Raw genomic sequence first — 23,760 nt, 5'->3', positions numbered from 1 at the left:
ATCAGAGCTCCGGCCGCAGCCGGCTTCGAAGCGGGGAGCCGGCTCTCGTCAGCTCTCGTCCTCGAGCCAGCCCATGGTCCGCTCGACGGCCTTGAGCCAGCTCTTGTACTCACGGTCGCGGGTCTCCGCGTCCATGCGGGGGGTCCACTCGGCGGCCCGCCGCCAGTTGGCGCGCAGGTCGTCGGTGCTGGTCCAGAAGCCGACGGCGAGACCGGCGGCGTAGGCGGCGCCGAGGCAGGTGGTCTCGGCGACCATCGGACGCACCACGGGGGCGTCCAGGAAGTCCGAGAGGGTCTGCATCAGCAGGTTGTTGGAGGTCATGCCGCCGTCGACCTTGAGCGCGGAGAGCTCGACGCCGGAGTCCTTCGTCATGGCGTCGGTGATCTCACGGGTCTGCCAGGCCGTGGCCTCCAGGACGGCGCGCGCGAGGTGCGCCTTGGTGACGTACCGGGTCAGGCCGGCGATCACACCGCGGGCGTCGGAGCGCCAGTACGGGGCGAACAGACCGGAGAAGGCCGGCACGAAGTAGGCGCCGCCGTTGTCCTCGACCGAGAGCGCCAGCGTCTCGATCTCGGCGGCGGTGGAGATCAGGCCCATCTGGTCGCGCATCCACTGCACCAGCGAACCGGTGACGGCGATCGAGCCCTCGAGGGCGTAGACCGGCGTCTCGTCACCGATGCGGTAGCCGACGGTGGTCAGCAGGCCGGAGTACGAGTTGATGATCTTCTCGCCGGTGTTCATCAGCATGAAGGTGCCGGTGCCGTACGTCGACTTGGCCTCGCCCTCGGAGAAGCAGGTCTGGCCGAACAGGGCCGCCTGCTGGTCGCCGAGCGCGGAGGCGACCGGGATGCCGCCGAGGAGGTCGCCCAGCTTGCCGCCGGTGACCTCGCCGTAGACCTCGGCCGAGGAGCGGATCTCCGGAAGCATCGCGAGCGGAACGCCGATGGACTCGGCGATCTTCTCGTCCCACTCCAGTGTGTGCAGGTTCATCAGCATGGTGCGGGAGGCGTTGGTGACGTCGGTGTAGTGCTTGCCGCCGTTGACACCGCCCGTCAGGTTCCAGATGACCCAGGTGTCCATGGTGCCGAAGAGGATGTCGCCGGCTTCGGCGCGCTCGCGCAGGCCCTCGACGTTGTCCAGCAGCCAGCGGGCCTTCGGACCGGCGAAGTAGGAGGCCAGCGGGAGGCCGGTCTCACGGCGGAAGCGGTCCTGGCCGACGTTGCGGCCGAGCTCCTTGCAGAGGGCGTCGGTGCGGGTGTCCTGCCAGACGATGGCGTTGTGGACGGGCTCACCGGTGTTCTTGTCCCACAGCAGCGTGGTCTCGCGCTGGTTGGTGATGCCGATGGCCTTGATGTCGTCGCGGGTGATGCCGGCCTTCGCGATGGCCCCGGCGACGACCTCCTGGACGTTGGTCCAGATCTCGTTGGCGTCGTGCTCGACCCAGCCCGGCTTCGGGAAGATCTGCTCGTGCTCCTTCTGGTCGACGGAGACGATCCGGCCGTCCCGGTCGAAGACGATGCAGCGGGAAGAGGTCGTGCCCTGGTCGATCGCGGCGATGAAGGGGCCGGCGGTGTGGGCGTCGGTCACTGTGTGCTCCTGAAAGGTCCGTGGTGAGGGGGCATTACGTGCGGCATGTGCCTGTCGTGCGGCTGAAGCCGGGTGTCTCTAAGCAAATGCGACGTTGTAGATGCCTGCAGCGATCGCCCCGCCGATGAGGGGACCGACCACCGGGATCCAGGCGTAGCCCCAGTCGGAGCCGCCCTTGTTGGGCAGGGGCAGAAGGGCGTGCACGATGCGCGGACCGAGGTCACGGGCCGGGTTGATCGCGTAGCCGGTCGGGCCGCCGAGGGAGAGACCGATCGAGACGACCACGAGCGCGGTGACCAGGGCACCCAGGGTGCCGAGGCCGTTGCCCTCGTCGTTGAGGCCCTGCGTGAGGACGGCGAGCACCAGCACCACGGTGCCGATGATCTCCGTGGCGAGGTTCTGCACGGCGTTCCGGATCTCCGGGCCGGTGGAGAAGATGCCGAGCACCGGGCCGGCGCCCACCTCCTGGGCCTCCACGGCCTTGGCCGACGTGGCCTGCGCGCCCGGACCGCCGACGATCTCCTTGTCGGTGAGGTGCGCGTGGAACTGGCCGTAGTAGGCGACCCAGACCAGGGCCGCGCCGATCATGGCGCCGAGCAGCTGACCGGCGAAGTACGTCGGAACGTTGCTCCAGTCGCTGTCCTTGATGGCGAGCGCGACCGTCACGGCCGGGTTCAGATGGGCGCCGGAGAGCGGCGCCGAGGTGTAGACGGCCGTCAGTACGGCGAAACCCCACCCGAAGGTGATGGCGAGCCAGCCGGCGTTACGGGCCTTGGAGGCCTTCAGGGTGACAGCGGCGCAGACGCCACCGCCGAGCAGGATGAGTATGGCGGTACCGATGGTCTCGCCGATGAAGATGTCGGAGCTGGACACCCGCGACTCCTTTGTCCTTCGTCCAGGGGACCGAACCCCGGGTCCCTCCGGAGGTTCGAGCTGCCCTCGGGGGTGAGAGCGATGCCGGCCCTTGGCGTTGTCACACTCTAGCGCGTATTGCCGGTAGGTGTTCGACAATGCCGACCGATGGACGGGAGTCTTGCTCTGGGCTCATGCGTGCGTCAAGAGTTCTGTAATCGAAAACGCGATCGTTATTGATCGCCTCGAGTTATTGATCTACGGGTGGGCGTGCGAGCCGGCGCAGGAAGCGCTTGCCCGATATGCACCTTTCGGGGGCAGGGTGAAGGCCGGAACGTCGTCCGACGTCCCGGCCTGCTTCTGTGCACTTCTCGGGCGGGCGCTCTTCTCGCGCTCCGCCGGCGTCCTTCTCGGCCCCGCCGGCCCCTCAGAACCGCGCGGCGCCCAGGTCCCGCGACACCGCGCGGGCGCAGTCCCGTACCGCCGCGATCAGCTCCGGGCGCAGCTCGCCGTCCCGGCGCAGGCGCTCCACAGCGCCGGTGATCCCGACCGCCCCCACCGGCATCCTCCGCCGGTCGTGGATGGGTGCGGCGATGGAGGCGACGCCCTCCCAGGTCTCCTCGACGTCGGCCGCGTAGCCACGCGCGCGCGTGATGTCGAGGAGCTGCTCGAAGTCCGCCGGCTCGCACACCGTGCGGTCCGTGAAGGGCTTGCGGTCGGCCTCCAGCGCCTCGCTGTGCGCGACCGGGTCGTAGGCCGACAGGACCTTGCCGAGGGCCGTGGAGTGCAGCGGCTGCATGGCCCCGATCTCCAGGACCTGCCGGCTGTCGTCGGGCCGGAAGACGTGGTGCACGATCAGCACGCCCTGCTGGTGCAGCACGCCCAGGTGGACGCTCTCGCCGCTGGAGCGGGCCAGGTCGTCCGTCCACACCAGGGCGCGCGCCCGCAGCTCGTGCACATCGAGGTAGGTGGTGCCCAGGCGCAGCAGCTCCGCGCCCAGCTGATAGCGCCCGGAGGCGTCGTCCTGTTCGACGAAGCCCTCCTGCTGGAGGGTGCGCAGGATGCCGTGGGCCGTACCCTTGGCCAGGCCCAGGGACGAGGCGATGTCCGACAGGCCGAGCCGCCGCTCGCCGCCCGCGAGGAGCCGCAGCATCGCGGCCGCCCGTTCGAGCGACTGGATGTTCCGTGCCATCGCCGTCCTGCCTCCGTCCCCTTCGACCGTCCACGCGCGGCATGTGCCACCGCAGTTCGGCAATGCCGAACACTACCGGTCCATGCCGACCTCCCGCTAATGGTCGGTCGATTCGTGTTACGTCACTCGTTTCTCGGCGGTGACGCGGCCGCCATCCTCGTCCGTCCCGTGGACGCCCTGACCATAAGCCCCCGGACCCGGCTACCCTGGCGGCGAGCGCCCTCCACGGGAAGCTCCGTGTGCCGACCCGCGGGGGCGGCTCGGGGAGCGACCGCGGGCGCCGCAAAGCCGACAGCCGTCGCATCCGAGGGAGCCCTTTCATGGCCTCTGTGCCGCCGACCCCTTCCGCCGACAGCCGGACCCGTGTGTCCGCGCTCCGTGAGGCCCTCGCCACCCGTGTGGTGGTGGCCGACGGGGCCATGGGCACCATGCTCCAAGCCCAGGAGCCCACCCTCGAGGACTTCCAGGACCTCGAGGGCTGCAACGAGATCCTCAACATCACCCGGCCGGACATCGTCCGCTCCGTCCACGAGGCGTACTTCGGCGCCGGCGTGGACTGCGTCGAGACGAACACCTTCGGCGCGAACCACTCGGCCATGGCCGAGTACGACATCGCCGACCGCGTGTACGAGCTGTCCGAGGCGGGCGCCCGCATCGCCCGTGAGACGGCCGACGAGTACGGCGCGCGCGACGGCCGCCAGCGCTGGGTGCTGGGTTCGATCGGACCCGGCACGAAGCTGCCCACCCTCGGCCACATCGGCTACGGCACGCTGCGCGACGGCTTCCAGGCGAACGCCGAGGGCCTGCTCGCCGGCGGCGCGGACGCCCTGATCGTCGAGACCACGCAGGACCTGCTCCAGACGAAGTCGTCGATCCTGGGCGCGCGGCGCGCGATGGAGGCGACCGGCGTCGACGTGCCGCTGCTGGTCTCGATGGCGTTCGAGACGACCGGCACCATGCTGCTCGGCTCGGAGATCGGCGCCGCGCTGACCGCGCTGGAGCCCCTCGGTATCGACATGATCGGCCTGAACTGCTCGACGGGCCCGGCCGAGATGAGCGAACACCTGCGCTACCTGGCCCGGCACTCCCGCACCCCGCTGCTGTGCATGCCCAACGCCGGCCTGCCGATCCTCACCAAGGACGGCGCCCACTTCCCGCTGGACCCCGAAGGCCTGGCCGACGCCCAGGAGACCTTCGTACGCGACTACGGGCTGAACCTGATCGGCGGCTGCTGCGGCACGACGCCCGAGCACCTGCGGCAGCTCGTGGAACGGGTCCAGGGGGCCACTCCCGTCGAGCGCGACCCCCAGCCCGAGCCCGGCGCCGCCTCGCTCTACCAGACGGTCCCGTTCCGCCAGGACACCTCGTACCTGGCCATCGGTGAGCGCACCAACGCCAACGGTTCCAAGAAGTTCCGTGAGGCCATGCTGGAGGGCCGCTGGGACGACTGTGTGGAGATGGCCCGCGAACAGATCCGCGAGGGCGCGCACATGCTCGACCTGTGCGTGGACTACGTCGGCCGCGACGGCGTCGCCGACATGGAGGAACTGGCCGGCCGCTTCGCCACCGCCTCCACTCTGCCGATCGTGCTGGACTCCACCGAGGTCGACGTCATCCGCGCCGGCCTGGAGAAGCTCGGCGGCCGCGCGGTGATCAACTCCGTCAACTACGAGGACGGCGACGGCCCCGAGTCCCGCTTCGCCAAGGTGACGAAGCTCGCCCAGGAGCACGGCGCCGCGCTGATCGCCCTGACCATCGACGAGGAGGGCCAGGCCCGCACTCCGGAGAAGAAGGTCGAGATCGCCGAACGGCTGATCGACGACCTGACCGGCAACTGGGGCATCCGCGAGGAGGACATCCTCATCGACACCCTGACCTTCACGATCTGCACCGGTCAGGAGGAGTCCCGCAAGGACGGCATCGCCACCATCGAGGCGATCCGCGAGCTCAAGCGCCGCCACCCCGACGTCCAGACCACCCTGGGCCTGTCGAACATCTCCTTCGGCCTCAACCCGGCCGCCCGCATCCTGCTCAACTCCGTCTTCCTCGACGAGTGCGTCAAGGCGGGCCTGGACTCCGCGATCGTCCACGCCTCGAAGATCCTCCCGATCGCCCGCTTCAGCGAGGAAGAGGTCCAGACCGCTCTCGACCTCATCCACGACCGCCGCGCCGAGGGCTACGACCCCCTCCAGAAGCTCATGCAGCTCTTCGAGGGCGCCACCGCCAAGTCCCTCAAGGCCGGCAAGGCCGAGGAACTGGCCGCCCTGCCGCTGGAGGAGCGCCTCAAGCGCCGCATCATCGACGGCGAGCGCAACGGCCTGGAGGCCGACCTCGACGAGGCCCTCCAGAGCCGCCCGGCACTCGACATCGTCAACGAGACGCTCCTGGACGGCATGAAGGTCGTCGGCGAGCTGTTCGGCTCCGGTCAGATGCAGCTGCCGTTCGTGCTCCAGTCCGCCGAGGTCATGAAGGCCGCCGTCGCCTACCTCGAACCGCACATGGAGAAGTCGGACGCGGAGGGCAAGGGCACGATCGTGCTGGCCACCGTCCGCGGCGACGTCCACGACATCGGCAAGAACCTCGTCGACATCATCCTGTCCAACAACGGCTACAACGTCGTCAACCTCGGCATCAAGCAGCCGGTCTCCGCGATCCTGGAGGCGGCCGAGGAGCACCGCGCCGACGTCATCGGCATGTCCGGGCTCCTGGTCAAGTCCACGGTGATCATGAAGGAGAACCTGGAGGAGCTCAACGCCCGGGGCCTCGCCGCCAATTTCCCCGTCATTCTCGGCGGCGCCGCCCTGACCCGTGCCTACGTCGAACAGGACCTGCACGAGATCTACGAGGGCGAGGTCCGCTACGCCCGCGACGCCTTCGAGGGGCTGCGCCTCATGGACGCCCTCATCGGCGTCAAGCGGGGCGTGCCCGGCGCCAGGCTGCCCGAGCTGAAGCAGCGCCGGGTCCGCTCCACCGCCGCCGTCGAGGTCGAGGAGCGCCCCGAGGAGGGCCACGTCCGCTCCGACGTCGCCACCGACAACCGCGTCCCCGAGCCGCCGTTCTGGGGCACCCGGGTCGTCAAGGGCATCCAGCTCAAGGAGTACGCCTCCTGGCTGGACGAGGGCGCCCTCTTCAAGGGCCAGTGGGGCCTCAAGCAGGCCCGCACGGGCGACGGGCCGACGTACGAGGAACTCGTCGAGACCGAGGGCCGGCCGCGACTGCGGGGCCTGCTGGACAGGCTCCAGACCGAGAACCTCCTCGAAGCCGCCGTGGTCTACGGCTACTTCCCCTGCGTGTCCAAGGACGACGACCTGATCCTCCTGGACGAGCACGGCAACGAACGCACCCGCTTCACCTTCCCGCGCCAGCGCCGCGGCCGCCGGCTGTGCCTCGCGGACTTCTTCCGCCCGCAGGAGTCGGGCGAGACCGACGTCGTCGGCCTCCAGGTCGTCACCGTCGGCTCCCGCATCGGCGAGGAGACCGCCAAGCTCTTCGAGTCGAACTCCTACCGCGACTACCTCGAACTGCACGGCCTGTCCGTGCAGTTGGCGGAGGCGCTGGCCGAGTACTGGCACGCGCGCGTGCGCTCGGAACTCGGCTTCGCGGGCGAGGACCCGGCCGGCATGGAGGACATGTTCGCCCTGAAGTACCGCGGTGCCCGCTTCTCCCTGGGCTACGGCGCCTGCCCCGACCTCGAGGACCGCGCCAAGATCGCCGAGCTGCTCCAGCCCGAGCGGATCGGCGTCCACCTCTCGGAGGAGTTCCAGCTCCACCCCGAGCAGTCCACGGACGCCATCGTGATCCACCACCCGGAGGCGAAGTACTTCAACGCTCGGTGACGCGCACGGTGAAGCGCACGGCGAAGTGTGTCTCACAGAGCACACTGATCGGATAAGTCGTACACTGGTCGGTCCACTCCAGGCCGGTTCCCCTGATGGGAACCGGCCTGCTCGTCCCTTCACGGAGGTACGTGGATGACCAGCACGGTTACCGCGCTCGGAACCCGCACGGCCGAGGGCTCGGCCCTTCAGGCGGTGCTCCTCGACATGGACGGCACCCTGGTGGACACCGAGGGCTTCTGGTGGGATGTCGAGGTCGAGGTCTTCGCCGGCCTCGGCCACACCCTCGACGACTCCTGGCGCCATGTCGTGGTCGGCGGACCCATGGCCCGCAGCGCCGGGTTCCTGATCGAGGCGACCGGGGCCGACATCACCCTCGCCGAACTCACCGTCCTGCTGAACGAGGGGTTCGAGGACCGCATCACCCGCGCCCTGCCGCTGATGCCGGGAGCCGCCCGGCTGCTGGCCGAACTGGCCGAGCACGAGGTCCCCACGGCCCTCGTCTCCGCCTCGCACCGGCGCATCATCGACCGCGTCCTCACCACCCTGGGCCCCCAGCACTTCGCCCTGACCGTGGCCGGCGACGAGGTCGCGCGCACCAAGCCGCACCCCGACCCCTACCTGTTCGCCGCCGCCGGACTCGGTGCGGATCCGGCCAGATGCGCCGTCGTCGAGGACACCGCCACCGGGGTCGCCGCTGCCGAGGCGGCGGGCTGCCATGTCGTCGCGGTGCCCTCCGTCGCCCCGATCGCCCCGGCCGCCCGGCGCACCGTCGTGCCCTCGCTGGAACAGGTCGACCTGACATTTCTACGTGGTCTGATGCCGCTCCGATGATCGCCGAGACGATCATTGGTGATCTCCCGATGACGGAAATGCGAGAGAGCGTTCACCCAGCGTGCACTGGCGATAACAAGGAATTCGGCGCGTGCCCGCGCGGGGAATTCGGATCGCTGTCGACGGCTGAATTCCGCTCTCTGCGCACCCCCTTGGGCGTGTGACGTTCCCCACGCGATCGGGGGTCGACAGGGGAGTACCGGTGTGCTTTTCCCCCTCGTTCGAGGGGTGTCGACGCGCCCTTGTGTCCTGATTCATGGAACGCTGCACGAATCATTCCGCTGTCGGGTTTTCAGTGCGTCCACACCCGGTTTCGCTGCGTGATGGGCTTTCAACTCCGGTGGCGGCGAACCCTCATGCTGGTGCGGACTAATCTCATCGCGAGAACATCGCCCTTACCCCCGTGATCGGCCGCGACACCCCTGCATGCCGGGTACACGGACTTGACAGCTCTGGAGAAACACGAGCATGAACCGCAAGACTTTGGTGCTGCCGACCGTAGTGGGTCTGCTGGCGCCCGTGCTCGCTGCCTGTGGTGGATCCGACAGTGGTAGCGGCGGCGGCGACGCCATCGTCGTGGGCACCACCGACCAGTTCACCGCCACCAAGGACGCCCCGGCGCCGCTCGACCCGGCGTACTCCTACGACGTCGGCACCTGGAACATCCTGCGCCAGACCGTGCAGACCCTGATGATCCAGCCCAAGGGCGAGGGCGACCCCGTTCCCGAGGCCGCCGAGAGCTGCGGTTTCACCGACAGCGGCAACGAGCGCTACGCCTGCAAACTGCGCGACGGCCTGAAGTTCTCCAACGGCGACGCCATCACCGCCGAGGACGTGAAGTTCTCCATCGACCGCGCCCGCGCCATCAAGGCCGACTCCGGCGTGTTCGCGCTGCTGTCCACCATCGACACGGTCGAGACGCAGGGCGACAACGAAGTCATCTTCCACCTCAAGACCGCCGACGCCACGTTCCCGTTCAAGCTCTCGACCCCGGTCGCCGGCATCGTCAACCCCGACGACTACGACAAGGGCAAGCTGCGCGACGGCTTCTCGGTCGACGGCTCCGGCCCGTACACCCTCAAGGCCGAGACCGACGGCGACGAGATGACCAAGGCCGTCTTCACCAAGAACCCCGACTACAAGGGGACCTTGGACGTGAAGAACGACAAGGTCGAGATGATCTCCTACGCGGACGCCGACGAGATGGGCACCGCCCTCGACAAGGGCGACATCGACCTGATGACCCGCACCATGTCGCCGGAGCAGATCAACAAGCTCTCCGACGCCGCCAACGAGAAGAACGAGGACCTCGTCGAACTGGCCGGCCTGGAGATCCGGTACCTCGCCTTCAACACCACCGCCCCCGTGGTGAAGAGCAAGGCCGTCCGCCAGGCGATGGCCCAGGTCATCGACCGCAGCGAACTCGTCTCCAAGGTCTACGGCTCCCAGGCCGAACCGCTGTACTCGCTGGTCCCGGCCTCCGTCACCGGCCACTCCAACTCGTTCTTCAATGTCTACGGCGACCCGGACGTCGCCAAGGCCAGAACGATCCTGGAGAAGGCCGACGTCAGCACCCCGGTGAAGCTGACGCTGAACTACACGACCGACCACTACGGACCGGCCACGAAGAAGGAGTTCGAGCAGCTGCAGAAGCAGCTGAACGACAGCGGCCTCTTCGACGTCTCCATCCAGGGCACGCCGTGGGAGAGTTTCGTCCCCGCCGAGCGCAAGGGTGAGTACGCGGTCTACGGCATGGGTTGGTTCCCCGACTTCGCGGACGCCGACAACTTCGTCGCGCCGTTCCTCGACAAGGACAACTTCCTCAAGTCCCCGTACGCCAACGGCGAGATCATCAACGACCTCATCCCCGAGTCCCGCCGCGAGGCCGACCGCCTCTCCGCGGCCAAGAGCCTGACGGAGATTCAGGACATCGTCGCCGAGGACGTTCCGATCCTGCCGCTGTGGCAGGGCAAGCAGTACGTCGCCTCCAGCGACGACATCACGGGCACGGCCTACGTGCTCAACTCCGCCGCGACCCTTCAGCTGTGGGAGCTCTCCCGCGGCGTGAGCGGCTGACGAACCTCCCCATGACCCGGGGCCGGGACGGCGGCCCCGGGGTACGAGAACGACGACAAGGCACACCTACGTGAACATGCGCAACCAGTGGCCGGTACTGCCGATCGTGGCGGGGCTGGCCTCCGGCCTGTTGACCGGATGCGGCTCGCAGGGCGGGGACTCCGGGGGAGACGGCTCCTCGGTGGTGATGGGGATGTCCGACGACGTCCTGGCCACGGACCCCGCGTCCGGCTACGACCCCGGCTCCTGGCTGTTGTTCAACAACGTCTTCCAGTCGCTGCTGAGCTTCCCGAAGGGCGGCACGGAACCCGAGCCCGACGCCGCCGAGGAGTGCTCCTTCACCGACTCGCAGACCAAGGTCTACGAGTGCACGCTGAAGGACGGCCTGAAGTTCAGCAACGGTGAATCGCTCACGTCGGAGGACGTCAAGTTCTCCTTCGAACGCATGCTGAAGATCAACGACGACGCGGGTCCCGCGATCATGTTCCCCATGCTCGACAAGGTCGAGACGCCGGACGACAAGACCGTCGTCTTCAAGCTGAAGGTCGCCGACGCCACCTTCCCCAGCAAGATCGCCTCGGGCGCCGGCTCCATCGTCAACCACCGTCAGTACGACGCCGACGGCCTGCGCGAGGACGGCAAGGCCGTCGGCTCCGGCCCCTACAAGCTGGACTCCTTCGGCGAGGACGAGGCCGTCTTCTCCGTCAACGAGAACTACAAGGGCACCGCCGAGACCCAGAACACCGGCGTCACCCTGAAGTTCTTCCACGGCGACCAGAGCGGCCTGAAGAAGGCCCTCCTCGCCGATGAGATCGACATCGCCTACCGAGGCCTGACCGCCGCCGACATATCCGACCTAGAGCAGAGCAACGACAGCTCGGGCGTCGAGGCCGTCGAGGGCAGCAGCGCCGAGGTCCAGCACCTCGTCTTCAACATGGACGACCCCGTCGCCGGAAAGCTCGGCGTCCGCCAGGCCATCGCCTATCTGCTCGACCGCGAGGCCCTCATCGAGGACGTCTACCAGGGCACCGCCGACCCGCTGTACTCGATCATCCCGGCCGGCATCGGCGGCCACAACACGGCCTTCTTCGACCGCTACGGCGCCCGCCCCTCGAAGGCCAAGGCCGCCGCCGCGCTCCAGAAGGAGGAGGGCATCACCGGCAAGGTGAAGCTCACCCTGTGGTCCACCCCCTCCCGCTACGGCCCCGCCACCGACGCCGAGTTGAAGGCCATCGCCGAACAGCTCAACGCCAGCGGCCTGTTCGACGCCGACGTCAAGTCCGTCGCCTACGACCAGTACGAGAAGGACATCGAGGCCGGCAAGTACGGCGTGTACGTCAAGGGCTGGGTGCCGGACTACCCGGACGCCGACAACTTCACCGCGCCCTTCTTCGGCGAGGGCAACGTGCTGGGCAACAACTACGCCAACGGCACGATCACCGACACCCTGATCCCGCGCACCGCCGCCGCGAGCAACCGTTCCACCACCGACAAGGACTACGGACAGCTCCAGGACATCGTCGCCGAGCAGCTGCCCGTCCTCCCGGTCTGGCAGGCCAAGCAGTACGCCGTCGTCCACGAGGACGTCTACGGCCTGGAGAACTGCCTCGACGCCTCCACGGTCTTCCGCTTCTGGGAGCTCAACAAGGGCTGAGAGCCGGTACGAACGCGGAGGGCGCCCCTTGTCAGGAAGGGGCGCCCTCTGTGCCGTAGGGGGGCGTTCTACTGCGCGCCGGGGCGCACCAGCCCGCTCTCGTACGCGTACACCGCGGCCTGGACCCGGTCGCGCAGCCCCAGCTTGGTCAGCACATGCCCGACATGCGTCTTGACGGTGGTCTCGCTGACGAACAGGTCGGCGGCGATCTCGGCGTTCGACAGCCCCCGCGCCACCAGCTTCAGCACCTCCACCTCACGGTCGGTGAGCGTGTGCAGCGTGTCCGGCACCGGCTCGTCGCCCGACGGCAGATGCGTGGCGTACTTGTCGAGCAGCCGGCGCGTGATGCTCGGCGCGAGCATCGCCTCGCCGGCGGCGACCACGCGGATCGCCTGCACCAGCTCGTTGGCCGGGGCGTCCTTGAGCAGGAAGCCGCTGGCACCGGCGCGCAGCGCCTCCACCACGTACTCGTCGAGGTCGAAGGTCGTCAGCACCAGTACCTTCGCCGGGCCGTCCCGCCCGGGCCCGGTGATCTGCCGCGTCGCCTCGACGCCGTCCATGCGGGGCATGCGGATGTCCATCAGAACCACGTCGGGCTGCAGGGCCCGCACCTGGTCGAGGGCCTGAAGACCGTCTCCGGCCTCGCCGACCACCGCGATGTCCTGCTCCGCCTCCAGAATCATCCGGAAGCCGGTGCGCAGCAGCGGTTGGTCGTCGACCAGTAGGACGCGGATGGCCACGTAAATCTCCTTCGCTAGTCCGGCCCCATTCTGCCCTGCGAGGTGCTGCCGGACTCCGCCGCCCTCACCGGCAGCGGATAGGGCGGGGGAGTACCGCCGAACTCCGGGCAGTGCGCCTGGTGATCGCACCAGCCGCACAGCTTCGTCGGCCGCGGCCGCCAGTCGCCCGTCTCCGTCGCCAGCCGGATCGCCTCCCACAACGCGAGCAGCTTGCGCTCCACCCGCTCCAGGTCGGCGAGGACCGGGTCGTACGTCAGCACGTCCCCGCTGCCCAGGTACACCAGCTGCAGCCGCCGGGGGATCACCTGCTTCAGCCGCCAGACGACGAGGGCGTAGAACTTCATCTGGAACAGCGCGCCCTCGGCGTACTCCGGCCTCGGCGCCTTGCCCGTCTTGTAGTCGACGATCCGCACCTCGCCGGTCGGCGCCACGTCCACCCGGTCGATGATCCCGCGCAGCCTCAGCCCCGACTCCAGCTCGGCCTCGACGAACAGCTCCCGCTCGGCCGGCTCCAGCCGCGTCGGGTCCTCCAGCGTGAACCACCGCTCGACCAGCTGCTCCGCCTCGGTCAGCCAGCCCGCCAGCCGCTCACCCTCCGGATCGTCGGCGAACAGCTCCACGAGCTCCGGCCGGGACTCGCGCAGCCGGTCCCACTGGCCGGGGATCAGCGACTTGGCCCGCGGCGCGGTCCGCTCGGCCGCCGGGGCGTCGAAGAGCCGCTCCAGCACCGCGTGCACCAGCGTCCCCTTGGTGGCTGCCGCGCTCGGCTTCTCCGGCAGCCGGTCGATCACCCGGAACCGGTACAGCAGCGGGCACTGCATGAAGTCGCCGGCCCGGGAGGGCGACAGCGAGGCCGGTGGTATGGCGACGACGGCCTTCTCGACGGCGCCCGCCACCGCCTCCTCCGCCCCCACCTGCGGCCGGACCTCCACGACACCACCGTCGCCCGCCTCGGCGACGCCCTCGCTGCTGCTCTCCATGACCCCAGACCTTACGGCCCGCCACTGACAGTCACCCAGCCGCGGCCCGGACGCCGACGACGGCCGGGAAAACACAGGGGGTGCCGAGGCGGAACGCGTCCCGACGGACGCATACCATCGGTCACGAGACCCTTCCGCCCGGCAGGAGCGGGAGTTGCTTCGATACGAGGGGACACCGTGGTGGAAAGCGGCGGGAGCGGGCGGCCGCGGCCGGACAGCGAAGAGTCGGTCGAGCGCCACGCAACACCTGCGCCCCCGCCGGCCACACCCGAGGAGACGTCCACGACGGAGCCCGAGACGTCATCGAGGGAGCCCGAGACGTCTGCCACGGAGCCGGAGACGTCCGCCACGGAGCCCGAGACGTCCGCGGTGGACGAGGACAGGTCGGCAAGGGAACCCGAGAAGACGCCCGCGACGGAAGAAGACCGGTCCGCGACGGAAGAAGACCGGTCCGTGACGGAACAGCCGACGGACGGAGCGGGACAGGCTCCTGACACCTCCGGCACCGCCACCCCCGCACCGAGCGGCCGGCCCCCCGCCGGCCCGCCCGTGGCCGGCCCCTCCGCACCGGACTCCCGCGCCGACCTCCACCCCGAGCTCCCCCGAGCCCACACCCCCGCCGAGCCGCCTCACGGCCCCGCCCTGGGCGAAGCTCCCCCCGCCGCCAAGGGCCGCCCGCCGCGTCCCCCGGAGCCCCGCGGCGGCCTGCTGATGGGCCGCCCCTTCGGTGTGCCCGTCTACGTGGCCCCCAGCTGGTTCCTCGTCGCCGCGCTGATCACCTGGGTGTTCGGCGGCCAGCTCGAGCGCGTGCTGCCCGAACTCGGCGCCGCCCGCTACCTCGTCTCCCTCTTCTTCGCGGTCGCCTTCTACGCGTCCGTCCTGATCCACGAGCTCGCCCACACGGTCGCCGCCCTCCGCTTCAAGCTCCCGGTCCGCCGCATCCAGCTGCAGTTCTTCGGCGGCGTCTCCGAGATCGAGAAGGAGGCCGAGACCCCGGGCCGGGAGTTCTGGCTGGCCTTCGTCGGCCCGCTCCTCTCACTCGTCCTCGCCGGCCTCTTCTACCTCGCCCTGCAGCCCGTCGAGCCCGGCACGGTCCCCGGGGTCCTGCTGGCCGGCCTGATGATCTCCAACCTCATCGTGGCGGTCTTCAACCTCCTGCCCGGCCTCCCCCTCGACGGCGGCCGCATGCTGCGCGCCGTCGTCTGGAAGATCACCGGCAGGCCCATGAGCGGCACCGTCGCCGCCGCCTGGGTCGGCCGCGCCCTCGCCGTCTCCGTCCTCGTCGGGCTGCCCCTGCTGACCCAGTCCGGGGTGCTCGGAGACGCCGCCGAGGACAGCGTCGGCATGGACACCGTCATGGACGCCCTGCTCGCCGCCATCCTCGCCGCGATCATCTGGACCGGCGCCGGCAACAGCCTGCGCATGGCCCGTCTGCGCGAGCACCTCCCCGAGCTGCGCGCCCGCAACCTCACCCGCCGCGCGGTCCCCGTCGAGTCCGACACCCCGCTCTCCGAGGCCCTGCGCCGCGCCAACGACGCCGGCGCCCGCGCCCTGGTCGTCGTCGACGCCCACGGCGAACCCCTCTCGCTCGTCCGCGAGGCCGCCATCGTCGGCGTACCCGAACACCGCCGCCCCTGGGTCGCCGTCAGCGGCCTCGCCCAGGAGCTCACCGACGGTATGCGCGTCTCCGCCGAGCTCGCCGGCGAGGACCTCCTGGACGCCCTGCGCGCCACCCCCGCCACCGAGTACCTGGTCGTGGAGGAGACCGGCGAGATCTACGGCGTCCTGTCCGCGGCCGACGTCGAGCGCGCCTTCGTGAAGGCGATGGCCAGGCCGAGCTGAGCGCCGCTCGCCTCCGGTGTTGCTCCCCGCTTCCCCGTGGTCGGCGGCCCCGGCAAAGGCCGGTAGGCTGTTCACATGTCCGAACCGACCGGTGCCGCCCGCAGGCGCGGGCCCTTCAAGGTCGGGGACCAGGTTCAGCTGACCGACCCCAAGGGCCGCCACTACACGTTCACGCTCGAAGCCGGGAAGAACTTCCACACCCACAAGGGTTCCTTCCCGCACGACGAACTGATCGGCGCTCCCGAGGGCAGCGTTGTCCGCACCACCGGGAACGTCGCCTACCTCGCGCTGCGCCCCCTGCTCCCCGACTACGTCCTGTCCATGCCCCGCGGGGCAGCCGTCGTCTACCCGAAGGACGCGGGGCAGATCCTCGCCTTCGCCGACATCTTCCCCGGCGCACGCGTCGTGGAGGCGGGCGTCGGCTCCGGCTCGCTCAGCAGCTTCCTGCTGCGCGCCATCGGCGACCAGGGCATGCTGCACAGCTACGAGCGCCGCGAGGACTTCGCCGAGATCGCGCAGCAGAACGTGGAGCGCTACTTCGGCGGCCCGCACCCCGCCTGGCAGCTCACCGTCGGCGACCTCCAGGACAACCTGTCCGACACGGACGTCGACCGCGTCATCCTCGACATGCTCGCCCCCTGGGAGTGCCTGGAGGCCGTCTCCAAGGCGCTCGTCCCCGGCGGCATCCTGTGCTGCTACGTCGCGACCACCACCCAGCTCGCCCGGACCGTCGAGTCCATCCGCGAGATCGGCTGCTTCAACGAGCCGACCGCCTGGGAGACGATGATCCGCAACTGGCACATCGAGGGCCTGGCCGTGCGCCCCGACCACCGCATGATCGGCCACACCGGCTTCCTGCTCACCGCCCGCCGCCTCGCCGACGGCGTCGAGCCCCCCATGCGCCGCCGCCGCCCCGCCAAGGGCGCCTACGGCGAGGACTACTCCGGTCCCAACGCCGACGGAGGCCTGGGCGGCTGAGGCGGCAGGTCCCTGCCGCAGTCAACGAACCGGCGCCGTGGGCGAGTTCCCGGAACACCACCGGAACTCGCCCAGGGCGCCGTTCTGTTGAGCCCGGCCGCCCCGAACAGCGAGGCCCGCTGTCCGAGATCCCGCACCCCGCCGTTCCCCCGCACTGTGACGTGTGGCACGATGCTGGCCACCCCCACCGGCACAGCCCTCACAGGAGACGCTCCTAGTGCAATCCGCCGTCCCGGAACTGGCACACACCCACACCCGACCGATCCACTGGCTCGCGACCGCCACCGCCCTGGCCGGAGTCGTCGCGCTCTCCTCGGTCCTCCAGCCCAACCCGGCGACGGCTGCCCAGCCGACCGGCCCGGACACCAAGTCCGCCCCCGTGACCACCGCGGCTCCCGCGACCACCGGCGTCGACTTCCCGCTCGAGTGCGGACCGGTCAAGGCCCTCGTGCAGAAGAAGGCCTCGGGGGACCTGGACGGTGACGGCAGGCCGGAAACGGTCGCCGTGGTCCACTGCGACTCCGCGATGGGCACCCCGCCCGACGCTGTCTACGTCCTCACCCAGGGCGCCGGCGCCACCACCGCACGTGTGGTGGCCACGCTCGTCGAGCCCAGGGACCGCCTCACGGTCACCGGCATTTCCGTCGAGGACGGCGCCGTCCTCGCCACGTACCTCGGCTACTCCTCGGCGGACGTGCCCAGTTGCTGCCCCGACGTGAAGGACAGCGCCAAGTGGCAATGGAAGGACAAGAGGTTCATCCGCTCGACACCGGCCGGCGTCCACAGCGTCTGAGCCAATCCACCGGCGCATGTGAGAAATCAGACAGAAGTAACAGGGCGTGCGCGCCTGCTCACTCGGCGTCCGGGCCGTGGACCTCGACCCTGTCCGAAACCCTTCGCACATGGATGCACTCGCCGGGACACTCCCGCGCCGAGTCCACGACATCCGTCAGCAGCGCCAACGGAACCGGTGTCGTGGCCCCCTTGGCCTGCAGAAGTTCCTCGTCAGGGCTCTTGACGTACGCCAGGCCGTCGATGTCCAGCTCGAACACCTCCGGCGCGTACTGGGCACAGATGCCGTCGCCGGTACAGAGGTCCTGATCGATCCAGACCTCCAGTGCCTCGCCGCCGACACCGGCCTCCTGCTGCACGCTCATATCTCCTGCCGTTTAGTGCAGAGCCGCACGGGAACGATGCAGGCTCTGGCGGGTGTTGAACACTTCGACCCTACCTCCGGCCGCTTTCCAATCATGTTCGGTGGGTATTCCCCTGGCGTGAGGGAGAGCGCAAGGGTGAAGATCGGACACACCCCGACAGTCTTTGTGATCTAGGGGTTTCAATCGACACCCACCCAGGTAGGGTCTGGAAGCGTCCAGCTCCCCTTGGAGGAGGTGAGGACCGTGGCAGCCCACGACGACGACATGAACCGCGGCATCCGCCCGGGACGAGGGTCCGACGACCCGGCCGGGCAGATCGCTTACCTTGAGCAGGAGATCGCCGTCCTGCGACGCAAGCTCGCCGACTCTCCGCGACACACGAGGATTCTCGAAGAGCGGATCGTCGAGCTGCAGACCAACCTGGCCGGCGTATCCGCCCAGAACGAGCGACTCGCCAACACGCTCCGCGAGGCCCGAGACCAGATCGTGGCCCTCAAGGAAGAAGTCGACCGGCTCGCACAGCCCCCGGCCGGCTTCGGTGTCTTCCTGCAGGCGAACGAGGACGGCACCGCCGACATCTTCACCGGGGGCCGCAAGCTCCGGGTGAACGTCAGCCCCAGCGTCGAGCTCGAGGAGCTCCGGCGCGGCCAGGAACTGATGCTCAACGAAGCGCTCAACGTGGTCGAGGCCATGGAGTTCGAGCGCGTCGGGGACATCGTCACCCTCAAGGAGATCCTCGAGGACGGCGAGCGCGCCCTGGTGCTCGGGCACACCGACGAGGAACGGGTGGTACGGCTCGCCGAGCCGCTGCTGGACGTCACCATCCGCCCCGGCGACGCCCTGCTGCTCGAACCCCGCTCCGGCTACGTCTACGAGGTCGTTCCCAAGAGCGAGGTCGAGGAACTCGTCCTCGAAGAGGTCCCCGACATCGGCTACGAGCAGATCGGCGGCCTCGGCAACCAGATCGAGGCCATCCGCGACGCGGTCGAGCTTCCGTACCTCTACCCCGACCTGTTCAAGGAGCACGAACTGCGGCCGCCCAAGGGCGTCCTGCTCTACGGTCCCCCTGGATGCGGTAAGACACTGATCGCCAAGGCCGTCGCCAACTCGCTGGCCAAGAAGGTCGCCGAGGTCACCGGCCAGGCCGCCGGCAAGAGCTTCTTCCTCAACATCAAGGGCCCCGAGCTGCTGAACAAGTACGTCGGTGAGACCGAGCGGCAGATCCGCCTCGTCTTCCAGCGTGCTCGTGAGAAGGCCAGCGAGGGCACCCCCGTGATCGTCTTCTTCGACGAGATGGAGTCCCTCTTCCGCACCCGTGGCTCCGGTGTCAGCTCGGACGTGGAGAACACCATCGTCCCGCAGCTGCTCGCCGAGATCGACGGTGTGGAGGGCCTGCAGAACGTGGTCGTGATCGGCGCCTCCAACCGCGAGGACATGATCGACCCGGCCATCCTGCGCCCCGGCCGGCTGGATGTGAAGATCAAGATCGAGCGTCCGGACGCCGAGGCGGCCAAGGACATCTTCGGCAAGTACCTCACCGAGCGTCTCCCGCTCCACTCGGACGACCTCGGCGAGCACGGCGGCGACAAGACCACCACCGTCCAGAGCATGATCCAGACGGCTGTGGAACACATGTACGCTGAATCCGAGGAAAACCGCTTCCTGGAAGTCACCTACGCCAATGGCGACAAGGAAGTCCTCTACTTCAAGGACTTCAACTCCGGCGCCATGATCGAGAACATCGTGGGCCGCGCCAAGAAAATGGCGATCAAGGACTTCCTCGAGAAGAACCAGAAGGGCCTTCGCGTCTCCCACCTCCTCCAGGCCTGCGTGGACGAGTTCAAGGAGAACGAGGACCTGCCGAACACCACCAACCCGGACGACTGGGCCAGGATCTCCGGAAAGAAGGGCGAGCGGATCGTCTACATCCGCACCCTCATCACCGGAAAGCAGGGCGCGGACACCGGACGCTCCATCGACACGGTGGCGAACACCGGACAGTACCTGTAAAACCAGGGCGGCTGCGGGTGCCCTTCACCGGGTACCCGCAGCCGACTGTTTTTCGGGCCACGGCTGGAGCAGGCAATGACGCAAATGATCTCCCCACCAGCGCAGAGGCGTTCTAGGCTCTTCCGTACCGCCGGGCGCAGTGCGGGGACGGGCACCGCACACGCACCGGAGCACCCGCGGTACTGGAGTGGCGCCCATGACCGAGGGCGCCGCCGGGCAAGGAGGGCCGCATGACCGTACGGCGAGTAATGGGCATCGAGACGGAGTACGGGATCTCCGTCCCCGGCCACCCGAACGCCAATGCCATGCTCACCTCGTCCCAGATCGTCAACGCGTACGCGGCGGCGATGCACCGGGCCCGCCGGGCTCGCTGGGACTTCGAGGAGGAGAACCCGCTGCGGGACGCGCGAGGCTTCGACCTCGCCCGCGAGGCCGCCGACGCCAGCCAGCTCACCGACGAGGACATCGGCCTCGCCAACGTGATCCTCACCAACGGCGCGCGGCTCTACGTCGACCACGCTCACCCGGAGTACAGCGCGCCCGAGGTCACCAACCCGCGGGACGCCGTCCTCTGGGACAAGGCCGGCGAGCGGATCATGGCGGAGGCAGCCGAGCGCGCCGCCGCGCTCCCCGGCGCCCAGCCCATCCACCTCTACAAGAACAACACCGACAACAAGGGCGCCTCCTACGGCACGCACGAGAACTACCTGATGAAGCGGGAGACCGCCTTCTCGGACATCGTGCGCCACCTCACGCCCTTCTTCGTCTCCCGCCAGGTCTTCGCCGGAGCGGGCCGCGTCGGCATCGGTCAGGACGGGCACGAGCACGGCTTCCAGCTCAGTCAGCGCGCGGACTACTTCGAGGTCGAGGTCGGTCTGGAGACCACCCTCAAGCGCCCGATCATCAACACCCGCGACGAGCCGCACGCCGACGCCGAGAAGTACCGCCGCCTCCATGTGATCATCGGCGACGCGAACCTCTCCGAGATCTCGACCTACCTCAAGCTGGGCACGACCGCCCTGGTCCTGTCCATGATCGAGGACGGCTTCATCGCCGTGGACCTGGCCGTCGACCAGCCCGTCCGCACCCTCCACCAGGTCTCCCACGACCCGACTCTGAAGCGTCTGGTCACGCTGCGCAGCGGCCGCACACTCACCGCGGTCCAGTTGCAGATGGAGTACTACGAGCTGTCGCGCAAGTACGTGGAGGAGCGCTTCGGCGCCGACGCCGACGAACAGACCAAGGACGTCCTGGCACGCTGGGAGGACACCCTCACGCGCCTGGAGAACGACCCGATGAGCCTCGCCGGCGAGCTGGACTGGATCGCCAAGCGCGAGCTCATGGAGGGTTACCGGCGCCGTGACAGCCTCGACTGGGACGCGGCCCGCCTGCACCTCGTCGACCTCCAGTACGCCGACGTACGGCCCGAGAAGGGGCTCTACAACCGTCTCGTGGCCCGCGGGCGGATGAAGCGGCTGCTGGACGAGGGCGACGTCGAGCGGGCCATGTCCAAGCCCCCGGAGGACACGCGCGCGTACTTCCGTGGCCGCTGCCTGGAGCAGTACGCCGACGACGTCGCGGCGGCCTCCTGGGACTCGGTCATCTTCGACCTGCCCGGCCGCGACAGCCTGCAGCGCGTTCCAACCCTGGAGCCGCTTCGCGGAACGCGAAATCACGTCAAGGAGCTCCTGGATCGTTGCCGCACGGCGGAAGACCTGGTCAGGGTCTTGTCGGGCGGCTGAGCGGGTACTCGGCCGGACCCGGGCGGCCAGGGTGGAAACCCCGGCGTCCGGGAATCATCGAGGTGGGCCCCGTACGTTGTAGGAACTGCGGGGCCGATGTCGGACCCGGCTTGTAGGGTCTGATCATCACCGATCGGCAGGATGCCGACCTGTCGACCATGTCGGGCGAACTGAGCGGGGTGAGGGTTATGGCGACCAAGGACACCGGCGGCGGCCAGCAGAAGGCGACGCGCTCCACGGAGGAGGTCGAGGAGCAGGCGGCAGAGGCGCAGGCTTCGGAGGACCTCAAGGAGCGCCACGAGAAGCTGAGTGACGATGTGGACTCCGTGCTGGACGAGATCGACGACGTCCTCGAGGAGAACGCCGAGGACTTCGTCCGCTCCTTCGTGCAAAAGGGCGGCCAGTAAAACCGTCTTTGCCTTCGAATCGACGGTTCGAGGGTGCGGGGGTGTGAGCGACCGGTGAGCCCGCGATCCGTCATGGGTTCACCGGTCCTCGTACTCCGGACGGGGTGAAACGTGATCCGCGGGAAGGCTTCGGCCGGACATGTGGATCACCGCCGCGAGCCGGGTAAGGTCCCTGCCATACCGATGCTTCACCTATGAAATTCGGCCTATCCGGAAGGAATCTCGTGGAAGCCAACTCTCGTGGCATCGGGCGTCTACCAGCAGCCTTCCTGACGCCTGGATCCTCTTCGTTCATGGACTTCCTGTCCGCGCACCAGCCTGAGCTGCTGCCCGGCAACCGGCAACTGCCCCCCACTCAGGGTGTGATCGAGGCGCCGCACGGCACCACGATCGTGGCCGTGACCTTCCCCGGCGGCGTGGTGCTGGCCGGTGACCGGCGGGCCACCATGGGCAACGTCATCGCGCAGCGGGACATCGAGAAGGTGTTCCCGGCGGACGAGTACTCGGCCGTCGGCATCGCCGGCACCGCCGGTCTGGCCGTCGAGATGGTCAAGCTGTTCCAGCTGGAGCTGGAGCACTTCGAGAAGGTCGAGGGCGCGCAGCTCTCGCTCGAGGGCAAGGCGAACCGGCTGTCCACGATGATCCGCTCCAACCTCGGCATGGCCATGCAGGGCCTGGCCGTGGTGCCGCTCTTCGCCGGGTACGACGTGGACCGCGGCAAGGGCCGGATCTTCTCCTACGACGTCACCGGCGGCCGTTCCGAGGAGCACAACTACGCCGCCACCGGCTCCGGCTCGATCTTCGCGCGGGGCGCCATGAAGAAGCTCTTCCGTGAGGACCTGACCGAGGACCAGGCCACGATGCTCGTGGTACAGGCCCTGTACGACGCGGCAGACGACGACTCGGCGACCGGTGGTCCCGATGTCGCCCGCCGGATCTACCCCATCGTCACCGTGATCACCGAGGACGGCTTCCGCCGGATCACCGAGGACGAGTCGTCCGACATCGCCCGCTCGGTGCTGGAGCGCCGTCTGGAGCAGCCGGACGGCCCGCGGGCCGCGCTGCTGTAGCCGGCCGCCCCTGTTGGCAAGGTGATCGAGTGACTTCCACAGAAAGGGACGGATAACCGGTGTCGACGCCGTTCTATGTCTCACCCCAGCAGGCGATGGCCGACCGCGCGGAGTACGCGCGCAAGGGCATCGCCCGTGGTCGCAGTCTGGTCGTGCTGCAGTACTCCGACGGCATCGTCTTCGTCGGCGAGAACCCGTCCCGCGCGCTGCACAAGTTCAGCGAGATCTACGACCGGATCGGCTTCGCGGCCGCCGGCAAGTACAACGAGTACGAGAACCTGCGGATCGGCGGTGTGCGCTACGCCGACCTGCGCGGTTACACCTATGACCGGGACGACGTGACCGCCCGCGGTCTCGCCAACGTCTACGCCCAGACGCTCGGCACGATCTTCTCCTCGGCGGGGGAGAAGCCGTACGAGGTGGAGCTGGTCGTGGCGGAGGTGGGCGAGACGCCGGACGGCGACCAGATCTACCGGCTGCCGCACGACGGGTCGATCGTCGACGAGCACGGCTCGGTCGCGGTCGGCGGCAACGCCGAGCAGATCAGCAGCTACCTGGACCAGCGCCACCAGGACGGCATGACCCTCGCCGAGGCCCTCAAGCTGGCCGTCCAGGCCCTGTCCCGCGACACGAACGGCACGCAGCGGGAGATCCCCGCCGAGCGCCTGGAGGTCGCGGTGCTGGACCGTACGCGGCCGCAGTCGCGGAAGTTCAGGCGGATCGTCGGCCCGCAGCTGTCCCGGCTGCTGGCGGGCGGTGGCGCGGACCTCTCGAAGGACGACAGCGACTCCGAAGAGGAGTGA

General features: G+C 69.0%; 18 protein-coding genes. 12 read left to right on the top strand and 6 right to left on the bottom strand.

Features of this window, described 5'->3' with window-relative positions; all coding sequences use genetic code 11:
• Positions 1-48 precede the first annotated feature (48 nt).
• The 3 genes from glpK to IE263_RS16105 all read right to left on the bottom strand — a co-directional run bounded on the left by glpK (position 49) and on the right by IE263_RS16105 (position 3,631).
• On the bottom strand, positions 49-1,587 hold the full coding sequence (glpK, locus tag IE263_RS16115) for a glycerol kinase GlpK (RefSeq protein ID WP_189936859.1): 1,539 nt from the start codon (positions 1,585-1,587) through the stop codon (positions 49-51).
• Between the two features lie 78 nt (positions 1,588-1,665).
• A complete protein-coding gene (locus tag IE263_RS16110; protein ID WP_189936857.1) occupies positions 1,666-2,460 on the bottom strand; it encodes an MIP/aquaporin family protein in 795 nt (264 codons plus the stop codon).
• A 406-nt stretch (positions 2,461-2,866) separates the two neighbouring features.
• Entirely contained in the window at positions 2,867-3,631 is a 765-nt protein-coding gene (locus tag IE263_RS16105; protein ID WP_189936855.1) for an IclR family transcriptional regulator, read from the bottom strand.
• Between the two features lie 320 nt (positions 3,632-3,951).
• On the opposite strand from IE263_RS16105, the gene metH reads away from it, so the two are divergent.
• The 4 genes from metH (at position 3,952) to IE263_RS16085 (ending at position 12,031) form a co-directional block, all read left to right on the top strand.
• A complete protein-coding gene (metH, locus tag IE263_RS16100; protein WP_189936854.1) occupies positions 3,952-7,467 on the top strand; it encodes a methionine synthase in 3,516 nt (1,171 codons plus the stop codon).
• A gap of 135 nt (positions 7,468-7,602) precedes the next feature.
• Entirely contained in the window at positions 7,603-8,301 is a 699-nt protein-coding gene (locus tag IE263_RS16095; RefSeq protein WP_189936852.1) for an HAD family hydrolase, read from the top strand.
• A gap of 468 nt (positions 8,302-8,769) precedes the next feature.
• Complete coding sequence (locus IE263_RS16090) at positions 8,770-10,377, top strand: ABC transporter substrate-binding protein (protein WP_189936850.1); 1,608 nt, start codon at positions 8,770-8,772, stop codon at positions 10,375-10,377.
• Positions 10,378-10,447: 70 nt separating this feature from the next.
• Positions 10,448-12,031 (top strand): ABC transporter substrate-binding protein, encoded by a 1,584-nt coding sequence (locus IE263_RS16085; protein ID WP_189936847.1) that lies wholly within the window; start codon positions 10,448-10,450, stop codon positions 12,029-12,031.
• 68 nt (positions 12,032-12,099) lie between these two features.
• Here IE263_RS16085 and IE263_RS16080 read toward each other — a convergent pair whose 3' ends face one another.
• The gene (locus IE263_RS16080; RefSeq protein WP_020141342.1) at positions 12,100-12,771 is read right to left on the bottom strand and encodes a response regulator; all 672 of its coding nucleotides are present in this window, start codon (positions 12,769-12,771) and stop codon (positions 12,100-12,102) included.
• Between the two features lie 14 nt (positions 12,772-12,785).
• Positions 12,786-13,751, bottom strand: a complete 966-nt coding sequence (locus IE263_RS16075) for a RecB family exonuclease (RefSeq protein ID WP_189936845.1) — start codon at positions 13,749-13,751, stop codon at positions 12,786-12,788.
• Positions 13,752-13,928: 177 nt separating this feature from the next.
• Here IE263_RS16075 and IE263_RS16070 point away from each other — a divergent pair, with 177 nt between their 5' ends.
• The 3 genes from IE263_RS16070 to IE263_RS16060 all read left to right on the top strand — a co-directional run bounded on the left by IE263_RS16070 (position 13,929) and on the right by IE263_RS16060 (position 17,364).
• Positions 13,929-15,593: a site-2 protease family protein gene (locus IE263_RS16070; protein WP_189936843.1), complete on the top strand. Its 1,665-nt coding sequence runs from the start codon at positions 13,929-13,931 to the stop codon at positions 15,591-15,593.
• Positions 15,594-15,668: 75 nt separating this feature from the next.
• The gene (locus IE263_RS16065; RefSeq protein ID WP_189936841.1) at positions 15,669-16,571 is read left to right on the top strand and encodes a tRNA (adenine-N1)-methyltransferase; all 903 of its coding nucleotides are present in this window, start codon (positions 15,669-15,671) and stop codon (positions 16,569-16,571) included.
• 217 nt (positions 16,572-16,788) lie between these two features.
• Positions 16,789-17,364 (top strand): hypothetical protein, encoded by a 576-nt coding sequence (locus IE263_RS16060; RefSeq protein ID WP_229911004.1) that lies wholly within the window; start codon positions 16,789-16,791, stop codon positions 17,362-17,364.
• Positions 17,365-17,422: 58 nt separating this feature from the next.
• Here the strand turns inward: IE263_RS16060 and IE263_RS16055 are convergent, their stop codons facing one another.
• Positions 17,423-17,728, bottom strand: coding sequence for a ferredoxin (locus IE263_RS16055; RefSeq protein WP_189936837.1), 306 nt, complete (start codon positions 17,726-17,728; stop codon positions 17,423-17,425).
• 243 nt (positions 17,729-17,971) lie between these two features.
• Here IE263_RS16055 and arc point away from each other — a divergent pair, with 243 nt between their 5' ends.
• From arc to prcA, 5 genes are all read left to right on the top strand, one after another.
• Complete coding sequence (gene arc, locus IE263_RS16050) at positions 17,972-19,738, top strand: proteasome ATPase (protein ID WP_189936835.1); 1,767 nt, start codon at positions 17,972-17,974, stop codon at positions 19,736-19,738.
• Between the two features lie 230 nt (positions 19,739-19,968).
• A complete protein-coding gene (dop, locus tag IE263_RS16045; protein ID WP_373311990.1) occupies positions 19,969-21,480 on the top strand; it encodes a depupylase/deamidase Dop in 1,512 nt (503 codons plus the stop codon).
• 188 nt (positions 21,481-21,668) lie between these two features.
• Positions 21,669-21,887, top strand: a complete 219-nt coding sequence (locus tag IE263_RS16040) for a ubiquitin-like protein Pup (RefSeq protein WP_062154959.1) — start codon at positions 21,669-21,671, stop codon at positions 21,885-21,887.
• A 224-nt stretch (positions 21,888-22,111) separates the two neighbouring features.
• Positions 22,112-22,957, top strand: a complete 846-nt coding sequence (prcB, locus tag IE263_RS16035; RefSeq protein WP_189936833.1) for a proteasome subunit beta — start codon at positions 22,112-22,114, stop codon at positions 22,955-22,957.
• Between the two features lie 59 nt (positions 22,958-23,016).
• Positions 23,017-23,760, top strand: a complete 744-nt coding sequence (prcA, locus tag IE263_RS16030; protein ID WP_189936831.1) for a proteasome subunit alpha — start codon at positions 23,017-23,019, stop codon at positions 23,758-23,760.

This window comes from Streptomyces aurantiogriseus (assembly GCF_014649375.1).
Classification (GTDB): Bacteria; Actinomycetota; Actinomycetes; order Streptomycetales; family Streptomycetaceae; genus Streptomyces; species Streptomyces aurantiogriseus.
This window is presented reverse-complemented; position numbering and strand designations above follow the sequence as displayed.